Source organism: Nocardia asteroides (assembly GCF_021183625.1).
In the GTDB taxonomy this organism is placed as follows: Bacteria; Actinomycetota; Actinomycetes; order Mycobacteriales; family Mycobacteriaceae; genus Nocardia; species Nocardia asteroides_A.
Genome location: NZ_CP089214.1, coordinates 1,818,801 through 1,845,218, shown reverse-complemented (window position 1 = coordinate 1,845,218; position 26,418 = coordinate 1,818,801). Strand labels below are relative to the sequence as shown.

Genomic DNA, 26,418 nt, shown 5'->3' with positions numbered 1-26,418 from the left:
AGCGCCGGTGCCTCCGCCGCAGCCGGTCGATCGCGGTGCGCCCCTGCGCCGTCGGGAGCCAACGGGCGCACCGGAAGCGGTCGATGATCTGCGCTCGGCCGTGCCGACGCGGTCACGGTGAGCCGGAGCCGTCAGCTCGGGCCGGGCAACTGATCGGCTCCCGCGCTGAGCCGGAACGGCGCCCGCTCCCAGCGCCATCCCTCGCGCACGACCAGCGCGGCCAGGTCGAGCAGCTCCAGCCCGGCCGCCGCCGCCGCGAACCCGGCCCACCCCACCGGCCCCTCCCGCAACCGCTCGACCAGCGCCTCCGGCGCGTGCACCGCCCGCGCGGCCAGCTCGCCCACCCCGATCTCACTGCCGGTCCAGACCAGCCACCCCCACCCGTTCCGGTGCGCCCACGCCCGCAGCACCCGCGACCGCACCCGGTTCGGGTGCAACGCCACCCGGCTCAGCGGCTGCACATCGATCAGCGCGACCCGCCCGTCGACACCCCGCACAGCCACCCCCGGATACAGCGAGACCCCCTCGAGCTCGACCGCGACCGGATCCTCCTGAAAGGTCTGCACCGCCGGGTCGGCGTCGAGCAGCCGCAGCAGCCGGGCCCGCAACCCCGAGTCGAAGGCCACGTCCCGCCCCACGCTGTCCAGGTAGAACCGCCCGCGCCCGTCGTCGTCGGCATCCGGCCGCGCGGACCGGCCGGGGAGCGGCGCGGGCGTGCCGCCGTCCGCCCACTCGACCCCGCCGAGCACGCTCCCGCCGACCGGGTCCGGTTCGTGCAGCCCGGCCAGCAGCCGCCTGGTCTTCTTCCGCCAGCCGAGGATCCGCTGCATGACGAAGCCCGCGATCCGGCGCGCGTCCTCCTGCGGGTGCCCGGCCAGCCGCAGCCGCAGGTAGGCGAGTTCGTTGGCGGCGAGGTCGGCGTCGGTGGCGTAGATCTCGGCCAGCAGGGTGCGGACCAGGCGCTGGTCCGGCGTGCCGGGCGGATACCCGCGGGCGAACACCGCGAAGGCCGAGCCGCCGGGCGGGTGCGCGCGCAGGATGTGCCCGACCGCCCTGGTGTGCAGCTGCCGCGCCCGATCCCGGGAGATGTCCTGCCGCGCGGCGATCCGGCTGAGCGTGGCGGGCGCTGCCGCGCCGATGCCGAGCCGGAGCGCGACGATCTCCGCCTCGCGCGCGCTGCGCTCCGCGTGCTCGGCGACGAGCGCGGCGACCACCTCGGCCATCTCCTCGTGCTCGAGCCCGACGGCACCGGCGATATCGCCCTCGCCCCACTCCTCCGCGTGCACCGCCACCCGCACCTCCCCTCGCCTCGACCGGCCACAGCCTAGACGCAGCCGCCGACAGCCCGTGCCCGGCGCGCACGCCGCCCGGCATGCGCACCGCGCTATCAGCCGGAGCGCGAACGAACCGTCCCCGTCGTCAACCGAATGTCGCGGCCCGGCCGGCTCGCCTCGAACCAGGTGCGGCAGACGCTGATCGGCGCCCCGGTTGGCGCAGCAGCGGGTGAACACCTCGGCCCTGGTCCGCGACAGGATGCTCGACGGCCCGCGCGAGCTGACCGCCCCCGAGGACGACCTGCGCTAGAAAACAGATCAGCCCCGGTCGAAGACCGGGGCTGATCTGTTGGTGCGCGATACTGGGATTGAACCAGTGACCTCTTCCGTGTCAGGGAAGCGCTCTCCCGCTGAGCTAATCGCGCGAGGTGGAGACGGGAATCGAACCCGTGTGCACGGCTTTGCAGGCCGTTGCCTCACCACTCGGCCACTCCACCGCGCAAGGGGGACGGTAACTTTCGCTACCTGGCCCTACCTCTCGAGCGGATGACGGGATTCGAACCCGCGACCCTCACCTTGGCAAGGTGATGCGCTACCACTGCGCTACATCCGCATTTCGCCACCTCGGAGGCTTTTCGGCGCTCCGTGGTGCGAGCAGAACATTAGCCCACCCGCGCTGCAAGGTACAAATCCGCTGGTAGACGGCTTGTGCGGGCGACAATACCGGGGTCGGGCGCCCGGCTCCCGAATTTCCCCAGGTCGGGCCGCGATTTGGTACCGCGCGGGGCGCCCGTGCTACTGTTTCGACTCGTTCAGCCGCTCGCGGCCGAGCGTACCCGGTCCCATAGCTCAGCGGGAGAGCGTCCGCCTCACACGCGGAAGGTCGCTGGTTCGAAACCAGCTGGGACCACAACATCCCCTTGATATTCATACTGGTCAGGGGGATTTCTCCGTCAGCTAGCGCGCTCGTGGGTTGTGCGTACTTGTCCGAGATTGACCGGCGGTTTCCGGTGCCTGAGGCACGTTGGAGGCACGGCAAGCGAGGTTGCAAGTGGTCCAAGAACCCTGAGGTGCGGAAGGGCGCCGACCTCGCCGACTCCGAATCCTCATTCACAGTCTGGCTAGATGCGCAGCACGCTTTCAACGAGGTGGTCTCATGACGTTTGATTCCATCTGGGCGGTTGATTCGGGAGGCCGTGTATGGAGCGACTTGCGCTAGGTAGAGGTTGGCCATACTGGGTGGTGGGATGCGCCGGACGGTGGGCTGGCTACCGCCTGCCCCATAGGGCCTGCCCTTTTCGCGTAGAGGCTCCGGGGTCAAGAGGGGGCGAGGCCCATCCCGGAGGGACGCCATCGGCGCTCTTGAGGCTGGAGGGACGCGAAAACACAATGCAGGCCACCACCCACTAGGGCCTTCGACCGAAGGTCGAACAGCCTGTACAGAAAGCTGTACAATGTTTGGGTGAAGCCGATCACCTATACCGAAGCCCGGGCCAACTTCGCCTCGGTCTTGACCAGTGCCACGGACGATCTGGAAGAGATGGTGGTGACTCGGGCTGGCCATGAGCCAGTTGTGCTCGTTGCCCTCAGCGAGTATGAAGCGTTGAAAGAGACCGCGTACTTGCTGGGGAACCCAGTCAACGCCAGCCGTCTCGAACGTTCAGTTGCAGAACATCGCGGTGGCGTAGCGGCGCCCCGAGAATTGGTCGATGTCGATGGCAGTGACCTCCGAGCCGAACCCGAGCGCGGACGTAGGCAAACTACCTACATCGATGAATCCAAATCCTCTGCCAGTGCCTTAGGGTCTGTACTGCTGTATTCCGATCGGTTTCTAGCGGGGAAGACCTACGATCTCGCCTTCCCGAGGGATCGATCGTGGGCGATGGCATCATTCGACGAGGATCTGGTTATAGGCCCCTTGGAGAAGTTGTTGCGAGCAGTTGTGACCGTGCAGCAGCTGTTCCTTCAGTCCGGGTCGGAGGGCATTTTATCGGACATGTGGGCACCTGCTGTGGAAGCACTTCGGGATGCTATCGCCGCTCTCGAAGCTGCGATCCCCGAGGCGCGCAAATGAAGCTTCTCTTCACTGATGTAGCCTGGGAAGACTATCAATGGTGGCTCGCCAACGATAAGCGCGTCATTAAGAGAGTCAACTTGCTACTCGAAGACGTGAAACGGAATGGGCACAACGGAATTGGTAAGCCCGAAGCGCTCAAGCACAGTCTTGCGGGTTACTGGTCGCGGCGAATCACCGGTGAGCATCGGCTTGTGTACGCGATTGAGAACGAGATAATTACAGTAATTTCGTGTCGGTATCACTACAACTGAGATACCGCCGTCTCATCTCAAACGCAGGTAGTGAACCGCTGCGCAAACCCGCTGGCGACCGTGCCATTTACCTGGCGGTGGATCGGGACCACAGCCGGTGGACCAGGCTGGATGGTCTCGATACGTGCTCGACTGCGGGAGGTCAAGTCGGGTACGGCTCATCGCGCGCCCAGCACTGCTTCGGTCGTTGAGATAGGCGCTCAGATCACGGAACGTGGCGTTTTGCCACGTCGCCAAAGCGGTGCCGACACGCCCAACGGGCCTCGGCCTGCCGGAGCTTGCGGAGGCCGGGCCGAGCTGCGCGGTGCCGCGTGGCGGCACCGCTGGGCGGCGCGCAGCGCCGCCCCCTTGACTCTATATAGCGAATTTCAGCAACAGCTCGAACGAGTACCAGCTATGTAGCGGAGGAAGCCTGATCCATCAGCATCTTCGTCCGCTCAGCGCGGGTGGGAAGCGCGTCCAATCCGGCCTGCACTGCGTCTACAGCCCGTTGTATCGAGGCAACGGATCTCGGAGGGAAGTCCGCCTGGAAGGGACTGAGCGGGGTTGCCACCACACCTGCGGCTCCTTCGCTCAGCGAGGTGGCGATTCGTCGCGAGGAGCCATCCCAGAGCCGGAACGCCTCGCCTGCTGCGGCCTGGATCGCGCGAACCTCATCGCTGGTGATCTTTGCGACCTTTCCGGCCGACGGGAGTGCCCCACCCTGTCGTAGGTCGGCCGCAAGCTGACCGTCGAATTGGACTCCGCCAAACATGGGGTGGCTGTAAATTGTTGCAGCGTCGGGTAATTGGGTGCAGTAGTCGATAGCTTCGGACCGACTGAGACCTTTCAGCACTGCCATAGGGCGAACCCCGCGCTGCGCCGCATTCGAGAGGTCCGCTGCTACCCAACAGCAGGGAAGCAGTCGCTCCGGCTCGGTCACCTCAAGCCAGAGATCGAGTACCGCTGCGCGTTCGTCAACACTCAAGAGGTTGCCTCGCGTTGTCGAGCCGGACAAGATGAAGTAATCGACCCAGGTCGCAGCAGCACGCACGGCATACTCGCGAGTTGCTTCGAAGTTGATGGCGCCCTCATTGGCTTGCAGCGTGAGCGCGGGAACAACGATCTCAAATGCGGGCATCAAGACTCCACAACACGGCGGATCGAATCCGCAGACTCGGACGGAGAGCGCAAAGAAGTATCGAGTACGAGATCAGCGCGATGGAGTCTCGGGGTGGCATCCCATGCGGCCAATCGCGCATAGGTGTCTCCAGTATCTCGCGCGACTATTCGTTTGAGCGCAATGTCTCGCGGGCAGGTCAATTCAACTGTTATCCAAGTTGTAACGGGGAATGCATTCTGGATCGCAAGAATTATCTCGGGCTGTCCTGCGTGAATGACCGGAATCTGACCTTGGCGAATCATCAATTCGATTGAGCTGCGCTCGATCGCGTAACGTGAACCGTATCGCCGATTCTCCCAGATGATTTGATCCGTAGCGGCCAGGTGGTCCAGAGCTGGCGCGGTCGTCATCCGGTAGCTCTCGGTACGGCCGCTGCCCACCTTCAAGCGGCGGTAGAGCTGGTATCGGCGGTCGGTGCGAGAGAGGTAGGCAGTGACGGTGTCTTTGCCCGATGCGGGAGGCCCGTAGAGTAGGACGCCCTGATCGGTCACGCCGATTGCGCCTCGCGTCGGAGGTCCTCGATCAATCTCTGTGCCTGGGTTCGCAGTGGCTCGCTATCAGTGTCATTGTCGATGACGACGTGCTCGGCTGCGGGACGATAGGAAGTGTCGATTGCCGCTGAATAATCGGCCCAGTTAGATAATTTCCAATTGTCCCGACCGGCTCCGCGATGTCGGAGATAAGTGTGCATCGACTCTGGTGAGCAGCGCACCCAGAGAAATGTGACCTGCGCGCTTGCTGCCGCAGCTCGTGAACTGGCGCGTTCAATCCAAGTGATGTCATTGAACTCACGCAGATAAGGCGCGGTGGCGATAACAGAATTGCCGCATTCCAGATTTTCTTGAACGACCGCTCCGAGCGCTTCGTACTCGCGTGGCCGAATGCGCGTAAGGTAAGTGTCCGATTCGCGGTCATTGATACTTGACCCGAGGTCCTCAAGTGCCGGTTCAATAATCGGACGAGCAATCGTATCTTTGTCGAGAATGGCCCATCCGGTTTCGCGTGCGAGGACTCGGCCAAACTCGCTTTTCCCGCTGCCGGGGTAGCCGCCGACATAAACAACTCGGGGTCGGGTCAGTCGTACCGGTCCAGTCATGCTGAGGCTGATCGCGGTTGGTGTCGTGACGATGCGCCCGGAGCGTTCCCGGCTCGCCACGTATCCATCTGCTGTGAGCTGCTCCATCGCCTTCGTGACGGTCAACTGACTTGCGTGCCACTGCTGCGCTAGCTCTCGGGTCGAAGGCAGACGTTGACCGTCACGAAGACGGCCAGCCTCGATGTCGGCCCGAATCGCGTGCGCGATCCGCAGATGTGCCGGGGTCGCGGGCTGTTCGGGTCCGGTCACGACAAGACTCCTCGCGGTAGCAGTTGCCCCACGAGGGTATCAGTCTGCTTTTCGGCGTTTACCTGCGTCCATGCCCTTTCAGCAGGCGGTTTGTCAACGACGCTAGAAAGCAGTTGCTTTCCAGCGAAAGCAACTGCTACCGTTGAGAGGTGCCCCACATTCGGGGACACCAAAAGGCGAGGTGGGAGAGATCAATGGCAATCAAGAGGGGTTTCCGGTTCCCGATCGAGTCGGGTGCGGCGTTCCCGGGGAAGCTGCTGCTGATGGGGGAGATCGGCCCGGCGATCAAGTACAACCCGGACCGCAGCGCGCTGGCCGAGCAGGAGCGGGACTACAACCCGAAGACCGGTGAGGGTTCGGGGCTGCCGCTGTGGAGCGCGACGGTGTCGGACCCGGACGAGGAGAAGGCCAAGCGGGCTTCCTTCGAGATCAAGTTCATCTCCGAGCACCGGCCGGTTCCGGCGGGGCAGGAGCTGGCGCCGGGGATCTGGCTGATCGAGCTGGAGGGCCTGACGGCCGAGGCGCGGGTGATGGGTCAGGGCGATTTCAAGTACCTGGGCTACGTGTACCGGGCGACGGGGATCAAGGGCGACAACAACACCCCGAAGGCCACCGGCAACGGCGCGGGCGCGAAGGCCGGTGCGTGATGACCTACGTCAGCACGGTCGTGGACGGCTACGACGGTTTGGAGGTCCGGTACAGCCCGGAGCGGGTCTACCAGTACAAATACAGTGGCGACGAGGAGCTGCTTCCGGCCACGGTGCTGGTCGACCTGCTCGGGTGCGCGCAGCGCTCGTACCTGTCGCTGTCGATCACCGATGCCCGGTCCCTGCTCGATCAGCTGAGCACGGTGCTGGCCGAGCACGATGCCGCCGAGTCCACCCAGACCGACACCACCGTTGACACGGTGGACGCCGGGAAGGCGGCGTAGTCGTGTCCGAGCGTTCCACGGCGATGCGGGTGGCCCGGTGGGTCGCGGTCCTGGTGATCGTGACCATCGGCGTCGCCGCCTTCGCCCTCAGTATCGCCGCGCTCAAGGAGCTGGCGATCATGGCCCGCACCCCGCGCGAGCTGGCGTGGCTGTGGCCGGTGATCGTGGACGGCACGATCATCCAGGCGACCATCTCCATGCTCGTGCTCGCCAGCGGGCCGGAGCGGCGCTGGTTCCTCGGAGTGCTGGTCTGCGGCGCCCTGGTCTCGGTGATCGGCAACAGCGTCCATGCGGCGATGGCGGGTGAGCACCTGCCCTGGTGGGCCGCTGCCCTCGTCGCTGCGGTGGCGCCGGTGTCGCTGCTGGTCGATACCCACGGGCTGGGGATGCTGTTCCGGGCCTCGAACCGCGAGCCCATCACGGACGCCGTAGCCGTGCCGGAGCCGTCTGCGGTCGCGGTCTCCGAGCCGATCCCGGCTCCGGCCCCGGTTCGTCGGCGCAAGCCTGCCGCTCGGCGTGATCCGGCCAAGGTCACTCGTGCGATCGAGATGCACGCCGACGGCAAGAGGTTCCCAGAAATTGCTGCGGCACTGGGAGTTTCGACCTCGACTGCCCGCAACTACGTCGGTAAGGCCACGCCCGCCGACACCCCGGCCCCGGCTTCTGCGCCGGAGCCCGACCCGGTTCCCGAGCCCGCTGTGGTGCGCCCTGCGCCCTTCACGGCTCCGGTCCGTCCTGTTCTCGCTGCGCGGCCTCGCCCGGTCGTTCAGCCGATGCTGCCGCTTGCGGTGGCAGGGGGTAACTAGTCATGTCCCTGGAAGCACTCATGGTCGGCTCGGCCAGCCTGGTCGGTGCGGGCGTGCTGACCTGGTGGAGGTTCCTCGACCGGCCGACCGCCCGCCCGATCACCACCGATCAGATCGTCGCCGCTGCCCCGCCGGAGCTGCGTCCGGCCGCGTTCATCCTGGCCGACCCGGCGCAGACCAACATCATGTTCGAGGCGCTGAAGCTGGGTTCCCGTGAGCGCGGGTTCCCGCAGGTGCTCGGCTGGGGCTACACCGATCACGGCATCGGGGTGGATGTGCAGATGCTCGGCGGGCAGAAGCTCTCGGACTGGTCGGCCGAGCCCACCTGCGAGCTGTTCGCCACCTACTTCGCGGTCGGCTCGGTGACCGTGGCCGGGACCGATCCGAGCTGCCTGCGGATCACCCTGCGGGCCTACGACACCCTCGCTGAGTCGATCCCGACCACTGCCGTGTTCGACGGGCAGCGGCTCGCCCCGCCCGCTCCGGCGTTACCCGACCCTGCGGCCGTGACTCCGGCTTCGGTCGGTGTCGATCTGGAGGCGGTGCCGGTCGGGGTGACCGAGGACGGCTCGCCGTGGCTGCTGCGGGTCTACGGCTCGCAGATTCTCGTGGCCGGGGCGACCGGCTCGGGCAAGGGCTCGGTGCTGCACTCGATCATCGCCGGGCTCGGTCCTGCGATCCGTGCCGGGCTGGTGGATGTGTGGATGTGCGACCCGAAGGGTGGTGCGGAGTTCGGGCGCGGCGCCGATCGGCTCTACGTGCGGTTCGGAGTTAACACCGAGTCCATCCTCGCCATGCTGCGCGAGGCGGTGACCCTGATGGACGAGCGCACGGCCCGGATGCGCGCCACCGGTACCCGCAAGCTCTACCCCACGACCGATGAGCCGCTGATCCTGTTCATCATCGACGAGGCCGCTGCCCTGTCCGCGTATGCGACGCGGGAGGAACGCGCCGAGTTCGACCGGCTGTCGGGGCTGCTGCTGACCAAGGGCCGCGCTGCGGCGTTCGTGATGATCTCGGCGTTGCAGGACCCGTCCAAGGAGACCATGCCCAACCGGCAGCTCTACTCGGTGCGCATCGGGCTCCGGCTGGACGAGCCGACACAGACCGCGATGGTCCACGGCCAGGGCGCCCGGGACCGGGGCGCGCGCTGCGACACCATCCCCGCGACCACGCCCGGTGTCGGCTACGTCGGGGAGGACGGCACCACCGGGTTCACCCGCGTGCGCGCGTTCTGGGTCTCCGATGAGGCCGTGGACGCCATCGTGGATGCCTTCTCCCCGGTTGGTCCCGATACCGCTCCGGCGGCGGACTACTCCGGGTTCGACCCCGACGACCTCGGTGACGGGGAGGTGGCGGCGTGAGGCGTGGGTTCGTGACCGAGATCCACGTCGTCGTCTACTGCGATTCCTGCGGCGAGCTGTTCACCGACACCGATGGGGAGTCGGTCTGCTTCGACACCAGGTATCAGGCGATCGCCTTCCTGACCTTCCTTCCCGGCCGCGCTCGGTGGGTCTACGACGGCGACACGATCATCTGCAACGGCTGCCGGATCCCCGATCAGTGCGAGCAGACCGGCCACGCGTTCATCGACTCCCACGGGGCCACCGCCCGGTCCCACGGCACCACGTCCTCTTCCCGCCTCTGCCTTGTGTGCGGCACCTCCGAAAGCGAGTCCCGCTGATGTCCACCGTCCGAAACCTGTTCTCCGACAACCCCAACCACGACCGCGACCGGGACGCCGAGCTGGTGGCCGACACCCGCGCCGAGCGTCGCTGCCGCTGGGAGCGCTCCGGCGCCGACCCCCTTGCCGTGGTGATGCACCTGCTGGCCGAGACCGGCGACGCCCCCGGCTGGCACCTCGACCTCGCCCACGGGGACGACGACTGGCCGGAGGCGGCATGAGCACCACTCGCAAGCGCGCGGCCGACGAGGTGCACCCGATCGTCGCCAAGGCTGCTGCCGGGGTCCGCAAGTGCCGGACCCGCACCACCGCCCCGATCCCCTTCGCTCCGACACCCGGGCAACTCGAACTCGAACTCTTCACCCCCACCGAACTGGAGGATCAGCCGTGAAGACCACCACGACCACCGAGACCGGCACCGATCCGTTCGACGCCATCCTGACCGGCGCCGGATTCGCCCTGCTCTACACCGGCTACGCCGCTGCCCTCGCGATCAAGTGGGCGGTCCTGTTCCCGGTCATCTCCGCCCCGCTCGCCTTCGCCGTCACCGCCGGGGTGGTGTTCGGCTGGCCGGTCGGCCTCGGGCTCGGGCTCGTGGCCCTCGCGGGGATCATGCTCTGGCGGCACCGTCGTCCGGAGATGTTCGAGCGGTGGGTCACCGCCCGCGCCCGCACCCGCTTCCTGACCTGGTGGCGCTACACCCGCCGCTGGCGCCGTCTTCTGGTCGCCTGCAACCTCACCGTCCGGGAGGGTGAGCGCGTGTTCTGCCCGCGCCTGCTCTCGGTCGCGGTGGGCGCCTCCACCGATGTGGTCCGGGTCAAGATGCTCGCCGGACAGCAGCCGGCCGATTGGGAGAACCGCGCCGAGCACCTGGCCCACGCCTTCGGCGCCGACGCTGCCCGCGCCCGCATCACCGGCCCCGCTGTGGTGGAGCTGTCGTTCCGCTACGGCGATTCCCTCGCTGACGTCATCTCCCTGCCCGAGCACCGCCCGCTGCCCGGCCTGGACTCGACCGACAAGGACGCCGCATGACCGACACCGCCCCGGTGGTGAACGATGACCCGTCACAGCCTGCCCCCACCCGGCAGACTGCGGCGGATCGTCGTGCGCTCCCGAACCTCAACGAGATCGCCGAATCCGCCGCGGAACACGAAGGTGTCTGCGCTCGCATGATCCCGATGCGGGCCTTCGACCGCGACACCGGCCGCATCTCCTACATCGGCGTTCCCTGCAAATCCACCATCGCCACCGTCTGCCCCGCCTGCGCGAAAGCTGCCCGGTACACGCGGATGGTCCAGTGCAAGGAAGGCTGGACCCTCGCTGTCGAGCCGGTCCGTGATGAGCCGGAAGTGACTGCGGCACAGCGTGATCTGCTCGGTGCCCGCGCGCACATGGCGACCGAGTACCACAACGCCCGCCAGGCCGGGGACGACGAAGCAGCCGATGCCATCCGCGAACTCGTGGGTGAGCTGGATACCGAGTTGAAGGAGTCCGGGGCGCGTGGCCCGTTCCCGTCGCTGGACCCCAAACCTCGCCGCAAGGCCAAGAGCACCCGGCGCCGCGACGATGTGCCCGACCTGCCGCGCAAGAAGGTCGCCAAGCGCACCGTGGGCCGGGAGTACGCGGGCAAGTATCGGCCGTCGACGTTCTTCACCCTGACCCTGCCCTCCTACGGCCGGATCAACGAGGTGCCCGGCCCGGACGGGCAGATGGTCAAGGACGGCTCCCCGGTGCACCCGGATTCCTACGACTACACCCGCGCGGCCCGCGACACCATCCACCTCAAGCGCCTGTTCACCCGCTGGGTGCAGAACCTCCGCAGGGCGGTGGGCTGGAACGTGCAGTACTTCGCCACCGTGGAACCGCAGAAGCGCGGTGCCCCGCACCTGCACATCGCCATGCGCGGCACGGTCCCCAACGAGCTGCTCAAGCAGGTGACCGCGGCGACCTACCGCAACATCTGGTGGCCGCATCACGACCACGAGGTCTACACCGACGACCGGATGCCGGTCTGGGACCACCAGGCCAACACCTTCACCGACCCCGACACCGGCGCACCTCTGACCACCTGGGACGAGGCGCTGGCGGTCATGGACACCGTGGACGAGCTGGAACCCGCGCACACGTTGCGCTTCGGCGCCCAGTGCAAGACGGTGCAGATCCTCGCCGGGTCCGATGAGGAGGACCGCAAGGTCCGCTACCTGACCAAGTACCTCACCAAGTCGGTGGCGGAAATTCTCGAGCCCGGTAGCACGCGGGTGGCGGTGCACTACGACCGGTTGCAGGAGGAGCTCAAGCGCACCCCGTGCTCCAAGACCTGTGCGGTATGGCTGCGCTTCGGCATCGTCCCTGAGGGCGCCAGCGCCAAGACCGTGGCCGGTCGTTGCAAGGGCAAGGCGCATCGCCGGGAGTGCCTCGGGCTACCCGGCCAGCGGGTCATCTCCTCGGGGCTGTGGACCGGCAAGTCGGTGGAGGACCACCGCGCCGACCGCGCCGAGTTCGTGCGCCAGTACCTCGCAGCCGCCGGAATCACCCTGCCCGAGCGGCCGAACCTGCGCATCACCCCGATCCGCCCCGGCGACAAGGACGCACCACCGCGAGCGCACCTGGTCATGGCCGCTGTCGCTGACCGGATCAGGAAACGAGCCGAGTACGACGCGGCCCGCTTGGCGCTCGCCGGTGACGGGCCACCGGGTGCCGAGATTCTTTCCGCAATTCAGCGAACAGCAGCGTAGGGGAGTGGAGATGAATGAGCGATCAGAGTACGTCGGCGTGAAGGGCGCTGCGGACTACCTCGGTACCGGGGAGCGGTTCATCCGGCGCCTGGTGGCCGAGCGGCGGGTGGTCTTCTACAAGGTCGGCGGGCTGGTGCGGTTCAAGGTCGCGGACCTGGAGGCGTACGCCCAGGCCGGTCGGGTCGAGGCGATCGAGGTCCGCTGGCACGGCGGCAGGGCGGTGGCCTGATGCCTGCTCGCCGCCGGTTCGGCAAGGTCCGCAAGCTGCCATCCGGAAAGTTCCAGGCGTCGTTCCTCGGCCCGAATGGCAAGCGGCAGAACGCACCTCAGACCTTCCGGACCAAGACCGACGCCGATCGCTGGCTGGTGAAGGTCGAAGCCGACATCAGCCGGGGCGCCTGGCTGGACGAGAAGCTGGGGCGCCAGCAGTTCGGGGACTACGCGAAGGCGTACCTGTGCGAGAACTCCGACGTAGGGCCGCGCTGGGAAGAGACGTGCCTTCGGAACATGCGCCTGCACATGACCGACCTGCTCGACCGGCCGTTGGTGGCGATCACCGCGCCGGTCGTGCGCACCTGGCACGCGAACGCTCTGGCGGGGAAGGGCGGGCGAACCTCGATTCAGCAGTCGTACCGGTTCCTGCGGGCGGTGATGAACCAGGCCAAGCGCGATGGCGCGATCATGGTGAACCCCTGCTCGATCAAGGGCGCCGGTACCGACCGGGCCAAGGAACGCGGCATCGCCAACGTCGCGGACGTCGCCGCGCTGGTGGAGGCGATCTACCCGCGCTACCGGGCGGCGGTGCTGCTGGCGGCATGGTGCGGGCTGCGCCGTGGCGAAATCATCGGGCTGAACGTGGTGGACGTGGACCTGGTGGCGAATGTGGTGCAGGTCCGGCGTAACTGGGTTGAACTGCTGGAGTCCGACGAGGCGTTCGAGGCGGACCCGAAGACCGATGCCGGTGCGCGGCCCGTAGCGATTCCGCCGCACCTTCGCCCGTACCTGATCGAGCACCGCGATCAGTGGGCCGGGCCGGTGTGGATGTTCATCGGCCGCGACGGTCAGCGAATGCGGGGCAACGCGATCTATCAGGCGTTCGTGCGGGCACGGAACAAGGTCGGTGTCTCGGTGACCTTCCACGACCTCCGGCACACCGGTCAGAGCTTGGCCGCGCTCACCGGCGCGAACCTGGCCGATCTGAAGAAGCGCCTCGGGCACTCCTCGAACGCCGCCGCCAGCCGGTACCTGCACGCGGTGGACGGCCGGGACCGCGAGGTAGCCGACGAGCTGAGCCGGATCGCTGCCAGGGGCAACGCCGCCGAGCTGCCGCGCCGAATCGTCGTGAAGCACTGACCGTTTCGAGGCACGGATGGGGCACGGAACCGGATTCCGTGCCCCTGAGCTGCGATTATGCTCCTGCCTCACACGCGGAAGGTCGCTGGTTCGAAACCAGCTGGGACCACTTCTCCCCCCTGCCGTTCAGCCTGGCTGGGGGGATTATTGCGTTTGTTCCCCACCCGCGTTGTAGGGCCGGAGTTGTCCCGTATTGACCGCTGAGATCCGGGAGGAAGGGCACGCTGGGGGCCGATTGCGATCGCGCCCTCCAGTAAGCGGTATCCGGAATCGCGCTCGGCACCGATCCGTCGATGAGCTTCGGTATGGCCGCCCGGGACGGAACTCCTCGGCTGCGTCGCAGTGCGCCGGAGGTGTCAGCGCGTGGGTAGTCCGAGGACGTGTTCGGCGACGTAGTTGAGGACGAATTCGTTGCTGACCGGGCCCGATCGGGCCAGGCGGGCATCGAGGTAGAGGTCGAGCCAGCCGTTGCGTTCGTCCCAGGCGTCGGCACCGAGTACTTGGACGGCGTGGTCGGCGGCGTCGAAGGCGAGGTCGGCGGCGAGGAGTTTCGCCATGTTCGCCTGGGCGGCGACGGCGGAGGGGTCGGTTCCGCTGTCGAAGCAGGCCGCGGCGCGGTAGAGGAACAGGCGGGTGGCTTCCAGCCGGGCGTGCAGCGCGGCCAGGGGATGGCTGATGGCCTGGTGGACGCCGATCGGGGTGGAGCCGGCGATGACCCGGCTCGTGGCTCGCTCGACCGAGCGGGTGATGGCGTAGTCGGCCAGGCCCACGCAGAGGGCGGCGGTCAGGACGCGCTCGACGTGGGTGAACGGCCACATCACCAGGAGCCCCTGCCCTTCGGCGCCGATCAGATTCTCCCGCGGTACTCGCACGTCGTCGAGTTCGAGCCGGTACTGCCGGACGCCTTCGCGGAAACGCATCGGCAGCTCGGTCATCGTGGCGCCCGGCGCGCGGGGATCGAGCAGGACGGCGGTGTAGCCGCCTCTCGCCTCGGCTCCGGATGTCGGCGGACGGCCGAAGATCAGGACGTAGTCGGCGGCGTCCAGCCCCGAGGTGATGCTCTTGGCGCCGCGGACCAGGAAATCGGGCCCGTCGCGGAAGATTTCGGTGGCGGTGCGGAAAACGTTGTGCCCCGAGTGGGATTCGGTGGTGGCCATCGCCAGTTGCGCGTCTCCCGAGGCGACGCGCCGCAGCAGCCCGGGTGGTCCGCACGCGCCGGGACCGGCGAGATGCATGGCGTGCGCGATCGCCGCGGACAGCACCGGCATCCACAGGGTGATGTTGTCGGCGGCGAGCGTCTCCAGGACGAGAGCCGTGCCCAGCAGGCCGCCATCGGCGCCCCCGTATTCGGCGGGAAGTGCCATGCCCGGCCATCCGTGGCGGCGGAAATCCGCCCACAGCTCGGGGTGGATCGCGCTGTGATCCAGGAAGTGCTGCCGCACGTCGCCTGCACGGTCCGCGAATCGTGTGGCGAGCTGTCTGGCATCGGCCTGTATCGCGGTGTGCCGGGCGGAGAGAACGAACGTCCCTGTGTCGTTGATCGCGCTGGGGGTTGTGGTCATGGGGTGTGCGCTCCGATTCGAGGATGAGGCGGCCGGACCGACCGACACTCCAGAGTATTGCTCTGCTCATCGCGGCACGCAAGAGCACTCCGGAGTATTACTCTGTCGGTATGGGGACCCGGGAACGCATCCTGCAGGCAGCGTTGGAGTGCTTCAACGAGGACGGCTACGACCGGACCTCCGTCGCCCGGATCCGGGACCGCAGCGGTGTCTCCAACGGTGCGCTGTTCCACCATTTCCCGAGCAAGGAGGCGATCGCAGAGGGGCTGTACCTGGAGGCCATGCGCGCTGTTCAACAGGGCTACTGGTCGGTCCTGGCGGGGCAACCCGCCACGGTTCGGGAGAGCATGGAAGGCATCATCGGCAACCTGCTGAGCTGGGTGCAGGCCAACCCGCACTGGGCCCGCTTCCTCTACGCGCAGGGCCATCTGGACTGGTCCACCGACGCCGGCAGCGAACTCCAGGCCCTCAATGCGGAACTCAACGCCGCCTACCGCACCTGGCTGGGTACCTTCATCGCCGACGGAGCCGCCCGTGACCTCCCCATGGCGGTCGCGGTCGCCGTCGTCACCGGCCCCGCGCACGCGATCGCGCGGCGCTGGCTCGCCGGTCAGCTCCCCGGTGCGCTGACCGACTACGCCCCGGACCTGATCGACGCCGCCACCGCGGGCCTCACCGGCACCCCATCACCACGCCGGGAACCGGCCAGGACACCCGCGCACGCGCATATCCGCGTCGAGTTGCTCGGCGACGACGGCACGGTCATTTCCGCGGGCACGGGCACGGCGACGCTCACCCCGCATCGGGCCGGGGGCTCGGTCCCGGCCCCGCCGCTCGATCCGCCGCAGTGAAGAAGGCGGACCGGTCGCGACGGCCCGAGCCGGTGGACGGGCATCGTGGCTCAGTCGGGCGCGATCGGTTGCGTGGCAGGGGAATCGGTGTCGGAAGGTGCCGCGCGCAGCAGCGGGACGAAGACGTCGTCGACAATGCGGCACGTCTCGACGGTCTCGGGATGGGTGAGCAGGTCGTGTATCACCAGATCCACGGGCAGCGCCACGACCCGCGGGGGGAGCCGGGCGGGGTCGATACCGGCCGCGTTCAGCGCCCGGGCGATCTGGCCGACCGCGTCGGCGGCGGTCGTCTCGCGCAGCTGGGTGCCGAGTTCGGTGTCGGTGCCGCGCAGGAGGCGGAGTTCGCGGTATCCGGCGACCACGCCGTCGAGCACGGCCAGCGTGTCGGTGCGTAGGTCGCCGGTGGGGGTGGTGGGTCCCAGCCGCGGGACGCGCTGTTCGATTACCGCGCGCAGGAGCTCGGCCTTGCCCGGCCACCGGCGATAGAGCACCGATTTCGCGGCGCCGGCGCGGTGGGCGACGCCTGCCATCGTCATGGTCGCGTAGCCGTGTTCGGCCAGTTCCGACCACGCGGCATCCAGCAGCGCTCGCTCGAGCGCGTCTCCTCGTCGACGGGTTCCGGTCACAGTCAATAGGCTACTCGGGGTTGCCTATTTCAGGCTCACGGGGCTAGCGTGTAATAAGCAACTACGAGTAGCTAAAGGGGAATGTCGTGGAAGCTGTGCTCGGACCCGAGGCGCCACCGCTCTACTACCGCACGCGGGGCAGCGGGCCTGTCGTGCTGCTTCTGCCCGGCGGTGACGGCGACGCCGACAGCTACGATGACCTCGCCGGGCAGCTGTCGACCGAGTTCACCGTGGTGAGTTACGACCGGCGCGGGCTTTCGCGCAGCGCCGGAGCCGGGCCCCCGGCCGGCATCGCCGCGCATGCCGACGACGCCGCGGCGGTCCTGTCCGCCGTCACCGACGCCCCCGCCTTCGTCTTCGGCTCCAGCATCGGAGCCGTCATCGCGCTGGAGCTCCTCGGCAGGCGCCGGGAGCTGGTGCGCCGCGCCGTCGTTCACGAGCCGCCCGTGGCGGCGCTGCTCACCGAGCCCGAGCGCACCGAACTTGCCACCGCGCAGTCGGGCATCGAGGCTGCCCATCGCCGCGACGGGATGCCCGCCGCCATGGCGCTGTTCGCCCGGCTGGCCGGGCTCGGCGCCACCGATCGCGAATCCGGCGTCGAGCTGCCCGCTCCCGGGCCCTACCGCGCGGACAATCTCGAGTACTTCCTGACCTACGACGCCCCGGCGGTCCGCGCATACCTGCCCGACCTGCCCGCGCTGCGCGCCGGATCCGCCGCGATCGTGCCCGCCCTCGGCGCGGCGACCTCCGGCGTCGTCGCGCGCTGCGCACCCGCCCTGGCCGAGCTGCTGGGAGTTGAAACCGCGCTGTTTCCGGGCGGGCACACCGGTCCCCGCATGCATCCCCGCGCCTACGCCGAACAGCTCCGGTCGCTGTTCGACCCCGAACAGCGCCCCTGACGAACGGCGGGCGAGCCGCTGTGGCGTCCGGTTCGATCGGATCGTTGACAGCGCCGTCGGGTGTGATGCACCAGGCGTGCTCGAGCGGCGGGTGGCCGGCGAGGGCTGGGGTCGCGAAGCCTTCGGCGTGGAGCAGTCGGTAGTCGTGGCCGGGGAACTCCTCGATGTATCGCTGCCGCAGGGCCCGCTCATGCGGCCCACGACCTCGAGTTCGGCATCACGCGAGCGCGCTAACAGCGGGTGGTCCAGGCCGAGAAGCGCCGCTGCCTCGCTGCACACGGCGGTGGCGCACAAGCACTGATCGGGGCGGGTGAACGACTCGGCTTGGCGTTCTGAGCAGGAAGGGTGTGATTACGCTACAGGCCACGCCGCGTTCGACCTGGGAATGGAGCTCTAGTGGATGAGCAGAGCCTTCGCCGCGATGGATCCGGAACCTGGTGGGGATATGTTCATCGGCGTGTGCTCCGCCCTCGGCTGGGTGTTGCCGCACCGGACGCGGCTGCCGCGATCGTGCATGCCGGTGGCTTGCTGCTGGACCGTGTCATGGCCGGTTGGGATGTGGTGGCGATGCTGGCCGATCCGGACACGGCGGTACCTCTGCGCATTCTGGGTGTGGCGGTCTTCGACCTGGAGGGGCCACTGTCGGCGCCGATGCACCATGTCTGGCCCGACGCCGTAATCGTTGCCCCGCCGTTGTTCGGCGATGCGCGGGTGCGGGACGGGGTGCGGGAGTGCCTGGATCGTCGCGCTGTCACCGTTCTGTCCTGGGGCGAGGACCTGCCTGCCGATCTCGCCCCCCGGTTCCGGCCCTATCCGTACCGGCTCAGTATGGCGGCGCGGGCGTTCAAGGCGCGGGCGCTGGCCGCTGCGGATCTGCCGTCGAGCGCGGTCGCCGCGACCGAAGCGCTGCAGATCGGTCGGTCGGCCGAGGGCCCCGTACTCGACCGGGCGGGCAGTGGCGGCGTGTGCGGGGGTTCTGGTTCGAGGTAGAGGGTCTCGGCCGGGAAGTGGGTCTCCGGTGGCGGTGGTGTCGTGTCGTACCCGTTCGCTTACCCGAACCCACTGAGAGAACCCGCCGGAACCACCCTGGCTGATGGCCCTCGGGAGATCCGGTCGAGGCCGGCGTGCGGGGCTCAACGGTGATGGCGCGCGAAGAACTCGGCGATGGTGGCGGTGGCGTCGAGGGCGCTGCTGGACGGGTCGGTGTGCAGGAGGCGTTCGCGCGGTGGCGTGTGGTCGGTTCCCGGCCATTGGTGGCCCGCTCCGTCGATGGTGATCAGGGTGACCTCGCGGCCGCCGGGGCAGTCGGCTCGGGAGGTGGTGACCGTGGCGGTCGTGGTGATGGTGGGGGTGGGGCATCCGTCGGTCGCGAGCCACTGCTGGTTCAGCGCGGGGATGGGCGGTCCGTCGATGACGGTGCCGACGTTGTCGCCGGGGCTGCCGTCGTAGCGGACGACGGGGTCGGCGCTGCCGTGGATGTGCAGCAGTGACACCGGGGCGGGGCCGGGGCAGTCGTCGAGTTGCGTGCCTGCGACGGGGGCGAGGGCCGCGAAGCGGTCGGTGCGGCATGCCAGCGTGTAGGTCATCATGGCGCCGTTGCTCATCCCGGTGGCGTAGACGCGTTCGGGGTCGATGCCGTAGTCGTGACCGATCCGGTCGAGCATGGCGGTGATGAACGCGACGTCGTCGACGGAGCGGCGCTGGGCAGGTCCGCAGCAGTCGCCGCCTTCGGTGTTCCAGGCGCGGGCGAGCCCGTCGGGATAGGCGACGACGAAGCCGTCGGTGTCGGCTCGGTCGTTCCATCCATAGGACCGCTCGGCTTGGGCCGCTGATCCGTATCCCCCGTGCAGGACGACCACCAGCGGAGCGCCGTCGGGCAGTCCTGCGGGCCGGTACACCCGGTACTCGCGCGAGATCGCGCCGCTGTCCAGCGAATACCGGGTCGAGCCGATCGGTCCGGCGGAGGCGTCGACGGCGCGGGTTGTACACCCGCCGATGAGCAGCAGGGCCGCGGCGGCGAGGGCCAGGAGCGAGGGCAAACGCATACCCCATAATAAACAAGACCCTTGCCTATTTGTCGAGTGGTGCGTCCGGCTGTCAGAGTGCTGCTATGTCCCCGCGTGCTCATCGCACAGTTCCCGGCCTGGTCCAGGCGTTGGCCGAGGCCGACACCCGCTTGTTGCGCGCGGTGTTCGCACGCGAGGGGCTCGATGGGTTGCGTCCGGCGCACGTGCTGGTGCTGGTGCGGCTCCTCGGTGGCGGCAGGCGTGCGGTCGAGTTGGCCGCCGATATCGGGGTGTCGCCGCAAGCGGTCGCGCAGGTCGCGGTGACGTTGGAACGCGGCGGTTACCTCGAGCGTGTCGCCGACCCGGCCGACGCACGTGCCAAACTGCTTCGCCTCACCGACGCGGGACGACACGCTCTGCGCGTGACCCGAGCCGCGGGCGAGCAGGCCGAGCGTCGCTGGCGCGACGTGCTCGGCGAGCAGGACATCGATGAGTTACGCAGGCTGCTCACCGCCGTCCTCGATCTCGAGTCCCCTCCGTGAGCGCCGGCCCGTGATTCGTGATCGGGAGGGTGATGGTCACCAGCTGAGCCGGATTCGCTCCGGAGCAGGTCGGGTTTCGCAGGGCGCAACATTCGCCGTTCGAGCAGCATCGTGACGCGGTTGACGTGGCCTTCGACACCGCTGTTCCGGGGCCGGGTGAGGCCGGCAACGACCGCGTGCTTGTCGCGGCTCAGACCGCGGACGAAGGAGTGGGACGCCGCTGGACCATCGCCGGTGGACATCCGGGCTTCGAGTTCTGCTCCCTGCAGCTCGCGATAGCCACGAACCTGGCCGGCGAGGGCGAGGCCGTCGCCCGGACGTGCAGCCCGAACCGGGCGATGAGGTCGCCGGCGCCGATCCCGGCGGACGTTGCTGACCTCATCGACGCCGCAGGGCGCGGCAAGCGGTGGAGCCGGGAGCCGGTCACAACCCGGAACCGGGCCGGGATCATCAGCCCGCGGTGGCGCACAGCCGCTACAGACCGGGTCCGTGTGCGCTCGATGGTGACCACCGCTCCGGGATGGTAGGTACTGGCTCCGTTCAGGAAGGTTGCCGCGGTGAACTGGGGGTCGAGTCGATCGCGCGGCCGCGACCGGTTGCTCGACGCGGCAGTAGCCTCGGCGATATGGCGATCTCGCAGAGCTTCGTGAATATCTGTAGCGACCGGCTTTCGACGACGAGGGACTTCTATGTCGATCTCTTGGGTTTTCACGTGAGCTTCGACAGCGACTGGTTCGTGCAACTGAGCGCGGAGGACTCCGGGGCGATCATCGGCATCATGGCGCGCGACCACGAACTTGTGCCCGAACAGGCCCGCGGCGCGGCGTCGGGTTCCTACCTCACGATCGTGGTCGACGATGTGGAGACGGTCTTCGCACGGGCGAAGGAGCTGTCCGTACCCATCGTCGAGGAGCCGAAAGATCTGTTCTACGGCCAGCGGCGGATGCTGGTCGTCGACCCCAACGGTGTCCTGGTCGATGTGTCGAGCCCGACCGCACCACCTCCTACCGGCCTCGGGTAACCACCGGTCCGCAGCCTGGTCAACCCCTGAGCCGTCCCCGTACCTCGTGGGGGGAGGGTGCTGACCCCGGCGCGGATCGGTTCGATCGCATGCGGCCAGGGCGGTGCGAAGCCCGTCCGAGCAGGTGTGCCGAGTTCGTCGCAGCACGCGTGTGGAGTGTTCCTGGATGTCGCCGGGATGGCGGGTTCGATCGCGTTCGACGAGTTCGGTCAACAGATCGGCGACGTCGGCGGGGTTGGCAACGGTGTCGAGGATGGCTGTGGTGAGCGCGCGCAGCGCGACGAATCGTCGGCCGCCGGCGGAGGGCGTCGGCGCAGGCACGTCATCGCCCTCCTCATGGCCACCGACATCGCACTGACCTATCTGGCCGCGCGAAGCAATCGTCGGGCGCAGCAGATCGATTCGATCGGCCGGATGACACATGCGACCGATTCCGGTTCGCCGATGGTCTGGTCATCGGCCGCACGACCTACCTGGACCCGCTCGCCCTGTTCTCTGCGGTCGCATGCCGTCCCCGCGCATGGGCGCGCTGGTGGCGTTCCGGACTCGGCACACCGGCCCGCCGCACCCACGCACGGTTCCACGCCCATCACAACGCATGAAAGGCAGCGACATGCCCCAGAAGCGGTCCGGCCCCACCTTCCAGCTCGGGCGCGTCCTCGTGACCGCCAACAAGCGGTTGTTGGCCGCGTTGCGTTCCGAGGAAGCGACTACGGTGCTCGACATGCCGGTTCGGGTCACCGGGTTCGCCGAGTTGCGGCGGTACGACCACTGCCTGGTGGTCACCTATCGCAAGGACGGCACCCCGGTACCTCAACCGGTGTGGCCCGGCTACGACGGTGACCGTGTCTATCTGTGGACCGAAGTGGAGGCATACAAAGCCAAGCGCCTGCGCCGCAACCCCGAAGCACTCATCGCTCCCTGCTCGTTTCGGGGAAAACCACTCGCGGCGCCGATCGCCGCTCGCGGCCGCATCCTCGACACCGAGGCCGAGCGCGCGCACGCGGAGTCCGTCATCCGATCCCAATGGGGCTGGAAACGAAGAGCTTTCGCGGCCATATCACGCCCGCTCACCCCGGTGCACTACATCGAGCTGACACCTCTGGGCCCGGTCGGCGACCCACCTCCCGGAGATCGACCGTGAGCCCCCGCGTCTCCGATGCCCGCCAGAGAATGCTCGACAGCGCATCGACGCTCATCCGCGAGCACGGCGCCGCCGCCACCAGCATCGACGATGTCCTGCGGCACAGCCGCGCTCCCCGCGGGTCGGTCTATCACCATTTCCCCGGTGGCCGCGCCCAGCTCATCGAGGAGGTGGTGGAGCGCGCAGGCAACGCCCTGGCAGAGATCCTGCACGACGCGGGCGAGGCGACACCTCTGGCAACCTTCGACGCGTTCATCTCCCTCTGGAAAACCGATCTCCAGGCCTCGGACTTCCGCGCCGGCTGCCCCGTTCTCGCGGTTGCCGTGGAAACCAACGACGACGCCCCCCAGCTGACCCACGCCGCGGCGCGCGCATTCGGCAGCTGGCGCGACGCCCTGCACACGTTGCTACGCGCCCACGGCGTTCCCCCGGCCCGCGCCCGCCGACTGGCGACATTGATCGTCGCCGCGGTCGAGGGCGCGGTAGCACTGAGCCGCGTCGAGCACGACACACAACCGATCGACGACGTCGCACGCGAACTACGCGCACTCCTGCGCGAGGCAACCACCAACCCGTAGGACTGCCCGGTCTCGTCGCGGTACCGTGCCGATCGCGGTCATGATCTCGCGGAAGGGCCGTGATATTCCCCGGTTTTTCGAAGTCGGGATGCTGAGCTTCGGCCACGGCGTCTGCGGCTCGCATCCTGCGATGAATCACCTGGTAGAGGCCACTTTTTCGCAGATGGAGACGCCAGCGGGTCAGGTCTCTCTCTCGGTGGTTCGAAACTGGCCGGGACCACTTTGCTTGTGTAGCCACTTCCGTTGCCGGACAAGAGAAGACGATACGGTGAGCTTTCTGAAATGATCACCGGCAACTCGTAGGCCGATGATCGCACTGCGGTACAGCGAATGAGCTTCCGTGCCGTTACAGCGGCACTTCCGGCGTGGGCCTGCAGTGCTCGCGGCGGTCTTGTTCGCCGGCGGCGTCCGGCCACTGGCGGGGCTTGAAAGCATCGGATCCGCAATACGCGCACTGCGTAACTCGGAGGTTGTGCGCGGTGGGTGACAATGCTCGGCCCCTCCGGGATTGTGGCAGATACCGTCGAATCGCGCGGGCGCCCGCTACCGGCGAGCAGGCGGCGTTGCAGTGCCGTTGCTCGGTGGTGCTGTCACCCGATCCCACCGGCCGGGGCGGGCGATGCGGCGGAAACCTTCGCCGCACGTCTTCGCAAACGCCTCCGACGAATTGGTACGATCGAATTCTCGAACGCCCGCTACCGGTGCGCGATCGAGGCGTGAGGCCATTTCTCGGCTGAGCGAGCGGTCCTGGGGCACATATCCTCGATGCCGGTTCGCGGGGTGCGGCCCGGGCGCGAGGGCGATGCGTCGAAGATCATTATCGACACGATCGCGATTACCGGTGCGCTCGCGGGTCGGAAATATTGTTGCCGACGGAGAAACAGATGCAGGAAATAGTTCAGCCATGAAATTCATGGTGAAAGTAGCGTGCTGATCTGCGAGTCCGAGTTTACCGCTGGCGACCATGGTCCCGGAGGTCCGAGCGGCTGCGACGCGGTTCCCCCCGAGGCGCGGCAGTCCCTGCTCAGGCCGGGAAATCTGGCGGTGAACGGCTGTCGGCTGGGACGGAAGCCGTGCAAGACGCCACTTTCCGGGGGGTGCGACCGGTGCGGTAAAGTCGCACAGCGCGCCGCGCAGGGTCCATTATTTCGCGCGTCACTTTTAAATTTATCGCAAGGCTCCCGGTAACCGGGATCTAACACAGACTTCATCGAAGAGACATCGGAAATTGGATAGCATTGTGGCGTCTACAGCGAGGTAGGATACGGTCACTTCGATCGGTTCGGGGGGAATTCTCGAAGCCGGTAGGGAGAGCTCTGTGGAATATCCTGTGTGCGCACGTGTGCTAGGTCCTCTTACGCTCGCGCTGAACAGTCGAAACGCTACACCGACAGCCCAGAAACAGCGGCAAATCCTTGCCCTGCTACTCGTCCGCCATTCTACGATCGTTCCGGTATCCACCCTGATCGAAGAACTCTGGAACACCGAGCCGCCGCGGAGCGCCGTGACCGTCGTGCAGACCTACGTCCTCGGCATCCGCAAGAAGATGGCCCAGCGGCTCGACATGGACCAGACCGAGATCGCCGACCGTTTCCTGCTGACCAGGAACAGGGGGTACTCCTTCGAGGTCGGCGACTGCGTCTTCGATCTGCGCGACTACCGGTCGATGTCGGATGCCGCCCGCTGTGCCGCCAAGGCGGGCGACGACGATCGCGCCGTCGACCTCTTCCTCGCCGCCGAGGCGCTGTGGGGCGGCCCGGCGCTGGTGGATGTCGAGGCCGGGGTTCCGCTGGCGGCCGAGATCGCACACCTGGAACACCGGCACCTGGCCGATATCGAGCTCCGCATCGAGGCGGAGCTGCGGCTCGGGCGGCACCGGGAGGTGTGCGCGGATCTGGCCCGGCTGACCATCCAGCATCCGCTGCACGAACGGCTCCAGGCGTACTACATGTTCGCGCTCTGCCGGGCGGGCAGACGCGCGGTGGCGCTGGAATCCTTCCAGCGCTTCCGGCGCCTGATGAACGAGGAACTCGGACTCGATCCGTGCGAGAAGGTGCTGCGCCTGCACCGCGACATTCTCGGCGCCTCCGACGGATCGGTCTGCGCGATCCTGGAGAGCCGGCACGCCGGATACCTGATCGGCTGGCGCTCGCCCGAGTTCCGGGCCGCCGAACCGGCATGACGCACCGCTCGCGCGGCGGGCCGGGTTACCCGGTCCGCCGCGCGAGCATGTCGTCCACGAGTGCCGTCGAATGGGTCGCCGACAGCATGGCGGGGTGGCCGAGCACCTCGGCCAGGAAATCGCGGGTGGTCCGCACGCGGTCGCCGTCGATGCGGAACTCCCCGAGCGCGCGCCGCATGCGCGCGACGGCGCGATCCCGATCCGGCGCCCAGACGACGAGTTTCGCCAGCAGGGAGTCGTAGTGCGGCGGGATCGCGTACCCCTGGTAGGCATGGGTGTCGACGCGAACGAAGGCTCCGCCGGGCGGCGTGAACTCGGCGAGCGTGCCCGGTGTCGGGGCGAAGCCGGCCTCCGGATCCTCGGCGTTGATGCGACATTCGATCGCCACCCCGCGCAGCACGACATCGTCCTGGGTGTACCCGAGCCGCTCCCCGGCGGCGATCCGGATCTGCTCCGCGATCAGATCCATGCCCGTCACCATCTCGGTCACCGGGTGCTCCACCTGGATGCGGCAGTTGACCTCCATGAAGTAGTACGCGCCCGACGGGTCGACGAGGAACTCCACGGTGCCCGCTCCCACGTAGCCCGCTTCGAGGACTCCGGTGACCGCCGAGCGCCCCATCCGTTCGGCGAGGCCATCGGGCAGGCCGGGGGCGGGCGACTCCTCGATGAGTTTCTGATGCCTGCGCTGCACCGAGCAGTCGCGCTCGCCGAGGTGGATGCCCGCCCCGTGCCCGTCGCACAGCACCTGCACCTCGACGTGGCGCGCGGACTCGAGGTACTTCTCCAGGTAGACCCGATTGTCGCCGAACAGCAGGCGCGCGGTCGCGCGGGTCTGCCGGTAGGCGGCCGGGAAGTCGGCGCTCGCGCGCACCACCGTCATGCCACGGCCGCCGCCGCCCGCGGCCGCCTTGATGATCACCGGATAGCCGACGTCGTCGGCGAGTGCGTGCGCCTGATCGGGTTCGAGCGGATCGAGGCTGCCCGGCAGCAGCGGCAGCCCGGCCTTGGCCATCAGGGCGCGAGCCGACTGCTTGTCGCCGAGCTGGGCCATGACGTCGGCGGGCGGGCCGATCAGGGTCCGCCCCGCCGCCCGGCAGGCATCGGCGAAATCCGGCGACTCGGAGAGGAATCCGTAGCCGGGATGGATGGCCTGCGCGCCGGTGAGCTCCGCGGCGGCCAGGATCGCCGCGCCGTTGAGATAGCTGCGCTTGGCGGCGGCGGGCCCGATCTGCACCGCCTCGTCGGCGAACCGCACCGCGGCCGAATCGGCGTCGGCCACCGAGTGCACGGCCACCGTGCCGATGCCGAGTTCGCGGCAGGTGCGGGCGACGCGCAGCGCGATCTCGCCCCGGTTGGCGATGAGGATCTTGTCGAACACGGCCCCGC

At 68.1% G+C, this 26,418-nt stretch carries 29 protein-coding genes and 4 tRNA genes; 22 read left to right on the top strand and 11 right to left on the bottom strand.

The genetic code is table 11. From position 1 onward, the window contains the following. Window positions 1-131: 131 nt before the first annotated feature. The 4 genes from LTT61_RS08945 to LTT61_RS08930 all read right to left on the bottom strand — a co-directional run bounded on the left by LTT61_RS08945 (window position 132) and on the right by LTT61_RS08930 (window position 1,887). Window positions 132-1,292 (bottom strand): sigma factor-like helix-turn-helix DNA-binding protein, encoded by a 1,161-nt coding sequence (locus tag LTT61_RS08945; RefSeq protein ID WP_233019461.1) that lies wholly within the window; start codon window positions 1,290-1,292, stop codon window positions 132-134. Window positions 1,293-1,624: 332 nt separating this feature from the next. Beyond that, a tRNA-Val gene (locus LTT61_RS08940) sits at window positions 1,625-1,699 on the bottom strand. A gap of 1 nt (window position 1,700) precedes the next feature. Beyond that, window positions 1,701-1,771 (bottom strand) — tRNA-Cys (locus LTT61_RS08935). 44 nt (window positions 1,772-1,815) lie between these two features. Next, window positions 1,816-1,887: transfer RNA gene (locus LTT61_RS08930), tRNA-Gly, on the bottom strand. A 225-nt stretch (window positions 1,888-2,112) separates the two neighbouring features. On the opposite strand from LTT61_RS08930, the gene LTT61_RS08925 reads away from it, so the two are divergent. From LTT61_RS08925 to LTT61_RS08915, 3 genes are all read left to right on the top strand, one after another. After that, window positions 2,113-2,184 (top strand) — tRNA-Val (locus tag LTT61_RS08925). Window positions 2,185-2,736: 552 nt separating this feature from the next. Beyond that, window positions 2,737-3,348, top strand: coding sequence for a type II toxin-antitoxin system Phd/YefM family antitoxin (locus tag LTT61_RS08920; protein ID WP_233019460.1), 612 nt, complete (start codon window positions 2,737-2,739; stop codon window positions 3,346-3,348). Continuing rightward, window positions 3,345-3,602, top strand: a complete 258-nt coding sequence (locus tag LTT61_RS08915) for a Txe/YoeB family addiction module toxin (protein ID WP_233019459.1) — start codon at window positions 3,345-3,347, stop codon at window positions 3,600-3,602. Before LTT61_RS08920 ends, LTT61_RS08915 begins: the two co-directional genes overlap by 4 nt. Before the next feature lie 394 nt (window positions 3,603-3,996). On the opposite strand, the gene LTT61_RS08910 is transcribed toward LTT61_RS08915, so the two are convergent. From LTT61_RS08910 to LTT61_RS08900, 3 genes are read right to left on the bottom strand one after another with little or no spacing between them, the layout of a single operon-like run. Beyond that, entirely contained in the window at window positions 3,997-4,722 is a 726-nt protein-coding gene (locus LTT61_RS08910; RefSeq protein ID WP_233019458.1) for a hypothetical protein, read from the bottom strand. Next, window positions 4,722-5,255 (bottom strand): kinase, encoded by a 534-nt coding sequence (locus tag LTT61_RS08905; protein ID WP_233019457.1) that lies wholly within the window; start codon window positions 5,253-5,255, stop codon window positions 4,722-4,724. The genes LTT61_RS08910 and LTT61_RS08905 overlap by 1 nt, the downstream gene beginning before the upstream one ends. After that, window positions 5,252-6,109, bottom strand: a complete 858-nt coding sequence (locus tag LTT61_RS08900) for an AAA family ATPase (protein WP_233019456.1) — start codon at window positions 6,107-6,109, stop codon at window positions 5,252-5,254. Before LTT61_RS08900 ends, LTT61_RS08905 begins: the two co-directional genes overlap by 4 nt. Window positions 6,110-6,303: 194 nt before the next feature. Here LTT61_RS08900 and LTT61_RS08895 point away from each other — a divergent pair, with 194 nt between their 5' ends. The 11 genes from LTT61_RS08895 to LTT61_RS08845 are packed head-to-tail and all read left to right on the top strand — an operon-like array spanning window position 6,304 to window position 13,618. Continuing rightward, window positions 6,304-6,756, top strand: a complete 453-nt coding sequence (locus LTT61_RS08895; RefSeq protein ID WP_233019455.1) for a hypothetical protein — start codon at window positions 6,304-6,306, stop codon at window positions 6,754-6,756. Further along, window positions 6,756-7,040 (top strand): hypothetical protein, encoded by a 285-nt coding sequence (locus LTT61_RS08890; protein ID WP_233019454.1) that lies wholly within the window; start codon window positions 6,756-6,758, stop codon window positions 7,038-7,040. Before LTT61_RS08895 ends, LTT61_RS08890 begins: the two co-directional genes overlap by 1 nt. A gap of 2 nt (window positions 7,041-7,042) precedes the next feature. Beyond that, window positions 7,043-7,846, top strand: a complete 804-nt coding sequence (locus LTT61_RS08885) for a DUF2637 domain-containing protein (protein WP_233019453.1) — start codon at window positions 7,043-7,045, stop codon at window positions 7,844-7,846. 2 nt (window positions 7,847-7,848) lie between these two features. After that, window positions 7,849-9,210 carry an FtsK/SpoIIIE domain-containing protein gene (locus LTT61_RS08880; RefSeq protein WP_233019452.1) on the top strand — a complete coding sequence of 454 codons (1,362 nt, stop codon included), beginning with the start codon at window positions 7,849-7,851 and terminating at the stop codon, window positions 9,208-9,210. Between the two features lie 11 nt (window positions 9,211-9,221). Next, window positions 9,222-9,530, top strand: a complete 309-nt coding sequence (locus LTT61_RS08875; protein WP_233019451.1) for a hypothetical protein — start codon at window positions 9,222-9,224, stop codon at window positions 9,528-9,530. After that, entirely contained in the window at window positions 9,530-9,751 is a 222-nt protein-coding gene (locus tag LTT61_RS08870; protein ID WP_233019450.1) for a hypothetical protein, read from the top strand. Before LTT61_RS08875 ends, LTT61_RS08870 begins: the two co-directional genes overlap by 1 nt. Next, window positions 9,748-9,921 carry a hypothetical protein gene (locus LTT61_RS08865; protein WP_233019449.1) on the top strand — a complete coding sequence of 58 codons (174 nt, stop codon included), beginning with the start codon at window positions 9,748-9,750 and terminating at the stop codon, window positions 9,919-9,921. The genes LTT61_RS08870 and LTT61_RS08865 overlap by 4 nt, the downstream gene beginning before the upstream one ends. Next, on the top strand, window positions 9,918-10,562 hold the full coding sequence (locus LTT61_RS08860) for a hypothetical protein (protein ID WP_233019448.1): 645 nt from the start codon (window positions 9,918-9,920) through the stop codon (window positions 10,560-10,562). The genes LTT61_RS08865 and LTT61_RS08860 overlap by 4 nt, the downstream gene beginning before the upstream one ends. Next, complete coding sequence (locus LTT61_RS08855; protein WP_233019447.1) at window positions 10,559-12,265, top strand: helitron helicase-like domain-containing protein; 1,707 nt, start codon at window positions 10,559-10,561, stop codon at window positions 12,263-12,265. Before LTT61_RS08860 ends, LTT61_RS08855 begins: the two co-directional genes overlap by 4 nt. Before the next feature lie 10 nt (window positions 12,266-12,275). Further along, window positions 12,276-12,494, top strand: coding sequence for an excisionase family DNA-binding protein (locus LTT61_RS08850; RefSeq protein ID WP_233019446.1), 219 nt, complete (start codon window positions 12,276-12,278; stop codon window positions 12,492-12,494). Next, on the top strand, window positions 12,494-13,618 hold the full coding sequence (locus LTT61_RS08845; protein WP_233019445.1) for a tyrosine-type recombinase/integrase: 1,125 nt from the start codon (window positions 12,494-12,496) through the stop codon (window positions 13,616-13,618). The genes LTT61_RS08850 and LTT61_RS08845 overlap by 1 nt, the downstream gene beginning before the upstream one ends. Before the next feature lie 356 nt (window positions 13,619-13,974). Here the strand turns inward: LTT61_RS08845 and LTT61_RS08840 are convergent, their stop codons facing one another. Beyond that, complete coding sequence (locus LTT61_RS08840; protein ID WP_233019444.1) at window positions 13,975-15,228, bottom strand: acyl-CoA dehydrogenase family protein; 1,254 nt, start codon at window positions 15,226-15,228, stop codon at window positions 13,975-13,977. Window positions 15,229-15,290: 62 nt separating this feature from the next. Here LTT61_RS08840 and LTT61_RS08835 point away from each other — a divergent pair, with 62 nt between their 5' ends. Next, window positions 15,291-16,031 (top strand): TetR/AcrR family transcriptional regulator, encoded by a 741-nt coding sequence (locus tag LTT61_RS08835; RefSeq protein WP_233019443.1) that lies wholly within the window; start codon window positions 15,291-15,293, stop codon window positions 16,029-16,031. A 50-nt stretch (window positions 16,032-16,081) separates the two neighbouring features. Here LTT61_RS08835 and LTT61_RS08830 read toward each other — a convergent pair whose 3' ends face one another. Then, complete coding sequence (locus tag LTT61_RS08830; protein WP_233019442.1) at window positions 16,082-16,657, bottom strand: TetR/AcrR family transcriptional regulator; 576 nt, start codon at window positions 16,655-16,657, stop codon at window positions 16,082-16,084. 86 nt (window positions 16,658-16,743) lie between these two features. Here LTT61_RS08830 and LTT61_RS08825 point away from each other — a divergent pair, with 86 nt between their 5' ends. Beyond that, a complete protein-coding gene (locus tag LTT61_RS08825) occupies window positions 16,744-17,556 on the top strand; it encodes an alpha/beta fold hydrolase (protein ID WP_233019441.1) in 813 nt (270 codons plus the stop codon). A gap of 396 nt (window positions 17,557-17,952) precedes the next feature. Next, window positions 17,953-18,546, top strand: coding sequence for a hypothetical protein (locus tag LTT61_RS08820; RefSeq protein WP_233019440.1), 594 nt, complete (start codon window positions 17,953-17,955; stop codon window positions 18,544-18,546). Between the two features lie 143 nt (window positions 18,547-18,689). On the opposite strand, the gene LTT61_RS08815 is transcribed toward LTT61_RS08820, so the two are convergent. Further along, the gene (locus LTT61_RS08815; protein ID WP_233019439.1) at window positions 18,690-19,601 is read right to left on the bottom strand and encodes an alpha/beta hydrolase family esterase; all 912 of its coding nucleotides are present in this window, start codon (window positions 19,599-19,601) and stop codon (window positions 18,690-18,692) included. A gap of 110 nt (window positions 19,602-19,711) precedes the next feature. Between LTT61_RS08815 and LTT61_RS08810 the strand changes: the two genes are divergently transcribed. From LTT61_RS08810 to LTT61_RS08790, 5 genes are all read left to right on the top strand, one after another. Next, on the top strand, window positions 19,712-20,104 hold the full coding sequence (locus LTT61_RS08810; protein ID WP_420094754.1) for a MarR family winged helix-turn-helix transcriptional regulator: 393 nt from the start codon (window positions 19,712-19,714) through the stop codon (window positions 20,102-20,104). A gap of 625 nt (window positions 20,105-20,729) precedes the next feature. Then, window positions 20,730-21,125, top strand: coding sequence for a VOC family protein (locus LTT61_RS08805; protein WP_233019437.1), 396 nt, complete (start codon window positions 20,730-20,732; stop codon window positions 21,123-21,125). A 598-nt stretch (window positions 21,126-21,723) separates the two neighbouring features. Continuing rightward, the gene (locus LTT61_RS08800; RefSeq protein WP_233019436.1) at window positions 21,724-22,269 is read left to right on the top strand and encodes a PPOX class F420-dependent oxidoreductase; all 546 of its coding nucleotides are present in this window, start codon (window positions 21,724-21,726) and stop codon (window positions 22,267-22,269) included. Between the two features lie 29 nt (window positions 22,270-22,298). Then, window positions 22,299-22,847, top strand: coding sequence for a TetR/AcrR family transcriptional regulator (locus tag LTT61_RS08795; RefSeq protein ID WP_420094799.1), 549 nt, complete (start codon window positions 22,299-22,301; stop codon window positions 22,845-22,847). Window positions 22,848-24,165: 1,318 nt separating this feature from the next. Further along, a complete protein-coding gene (locus LTT61_RS08790; protein ID WP_332909236.1) occupies window positions 24,166-25,029 on the top strand; it encodes an AfsR/SARP family transcriptional regulator in 864 nt (287 codons plus the stop codon). 25 nt (window positions 25,030-25,054) lie between these two features. Here the strand turns inward: LTT61_RS08790 and LTT61_RS08785 are convergent, their stop codons facing one another. After that, on the bottom strand, window positions 25,055-26,410 hold the full coding sequence (locus LTT61_RS08785; protein ID WP_233019434.1) for an acetyl-CoA carboxylase biotin carboxylase subunit: 1,356 nt from the start codon (window positions 26,408-26,410) through the stop codon (window positions 25,055-25,057). Between the last annotated feature and the right edge of the window lie 8 nt (window positions 26,411-26,418).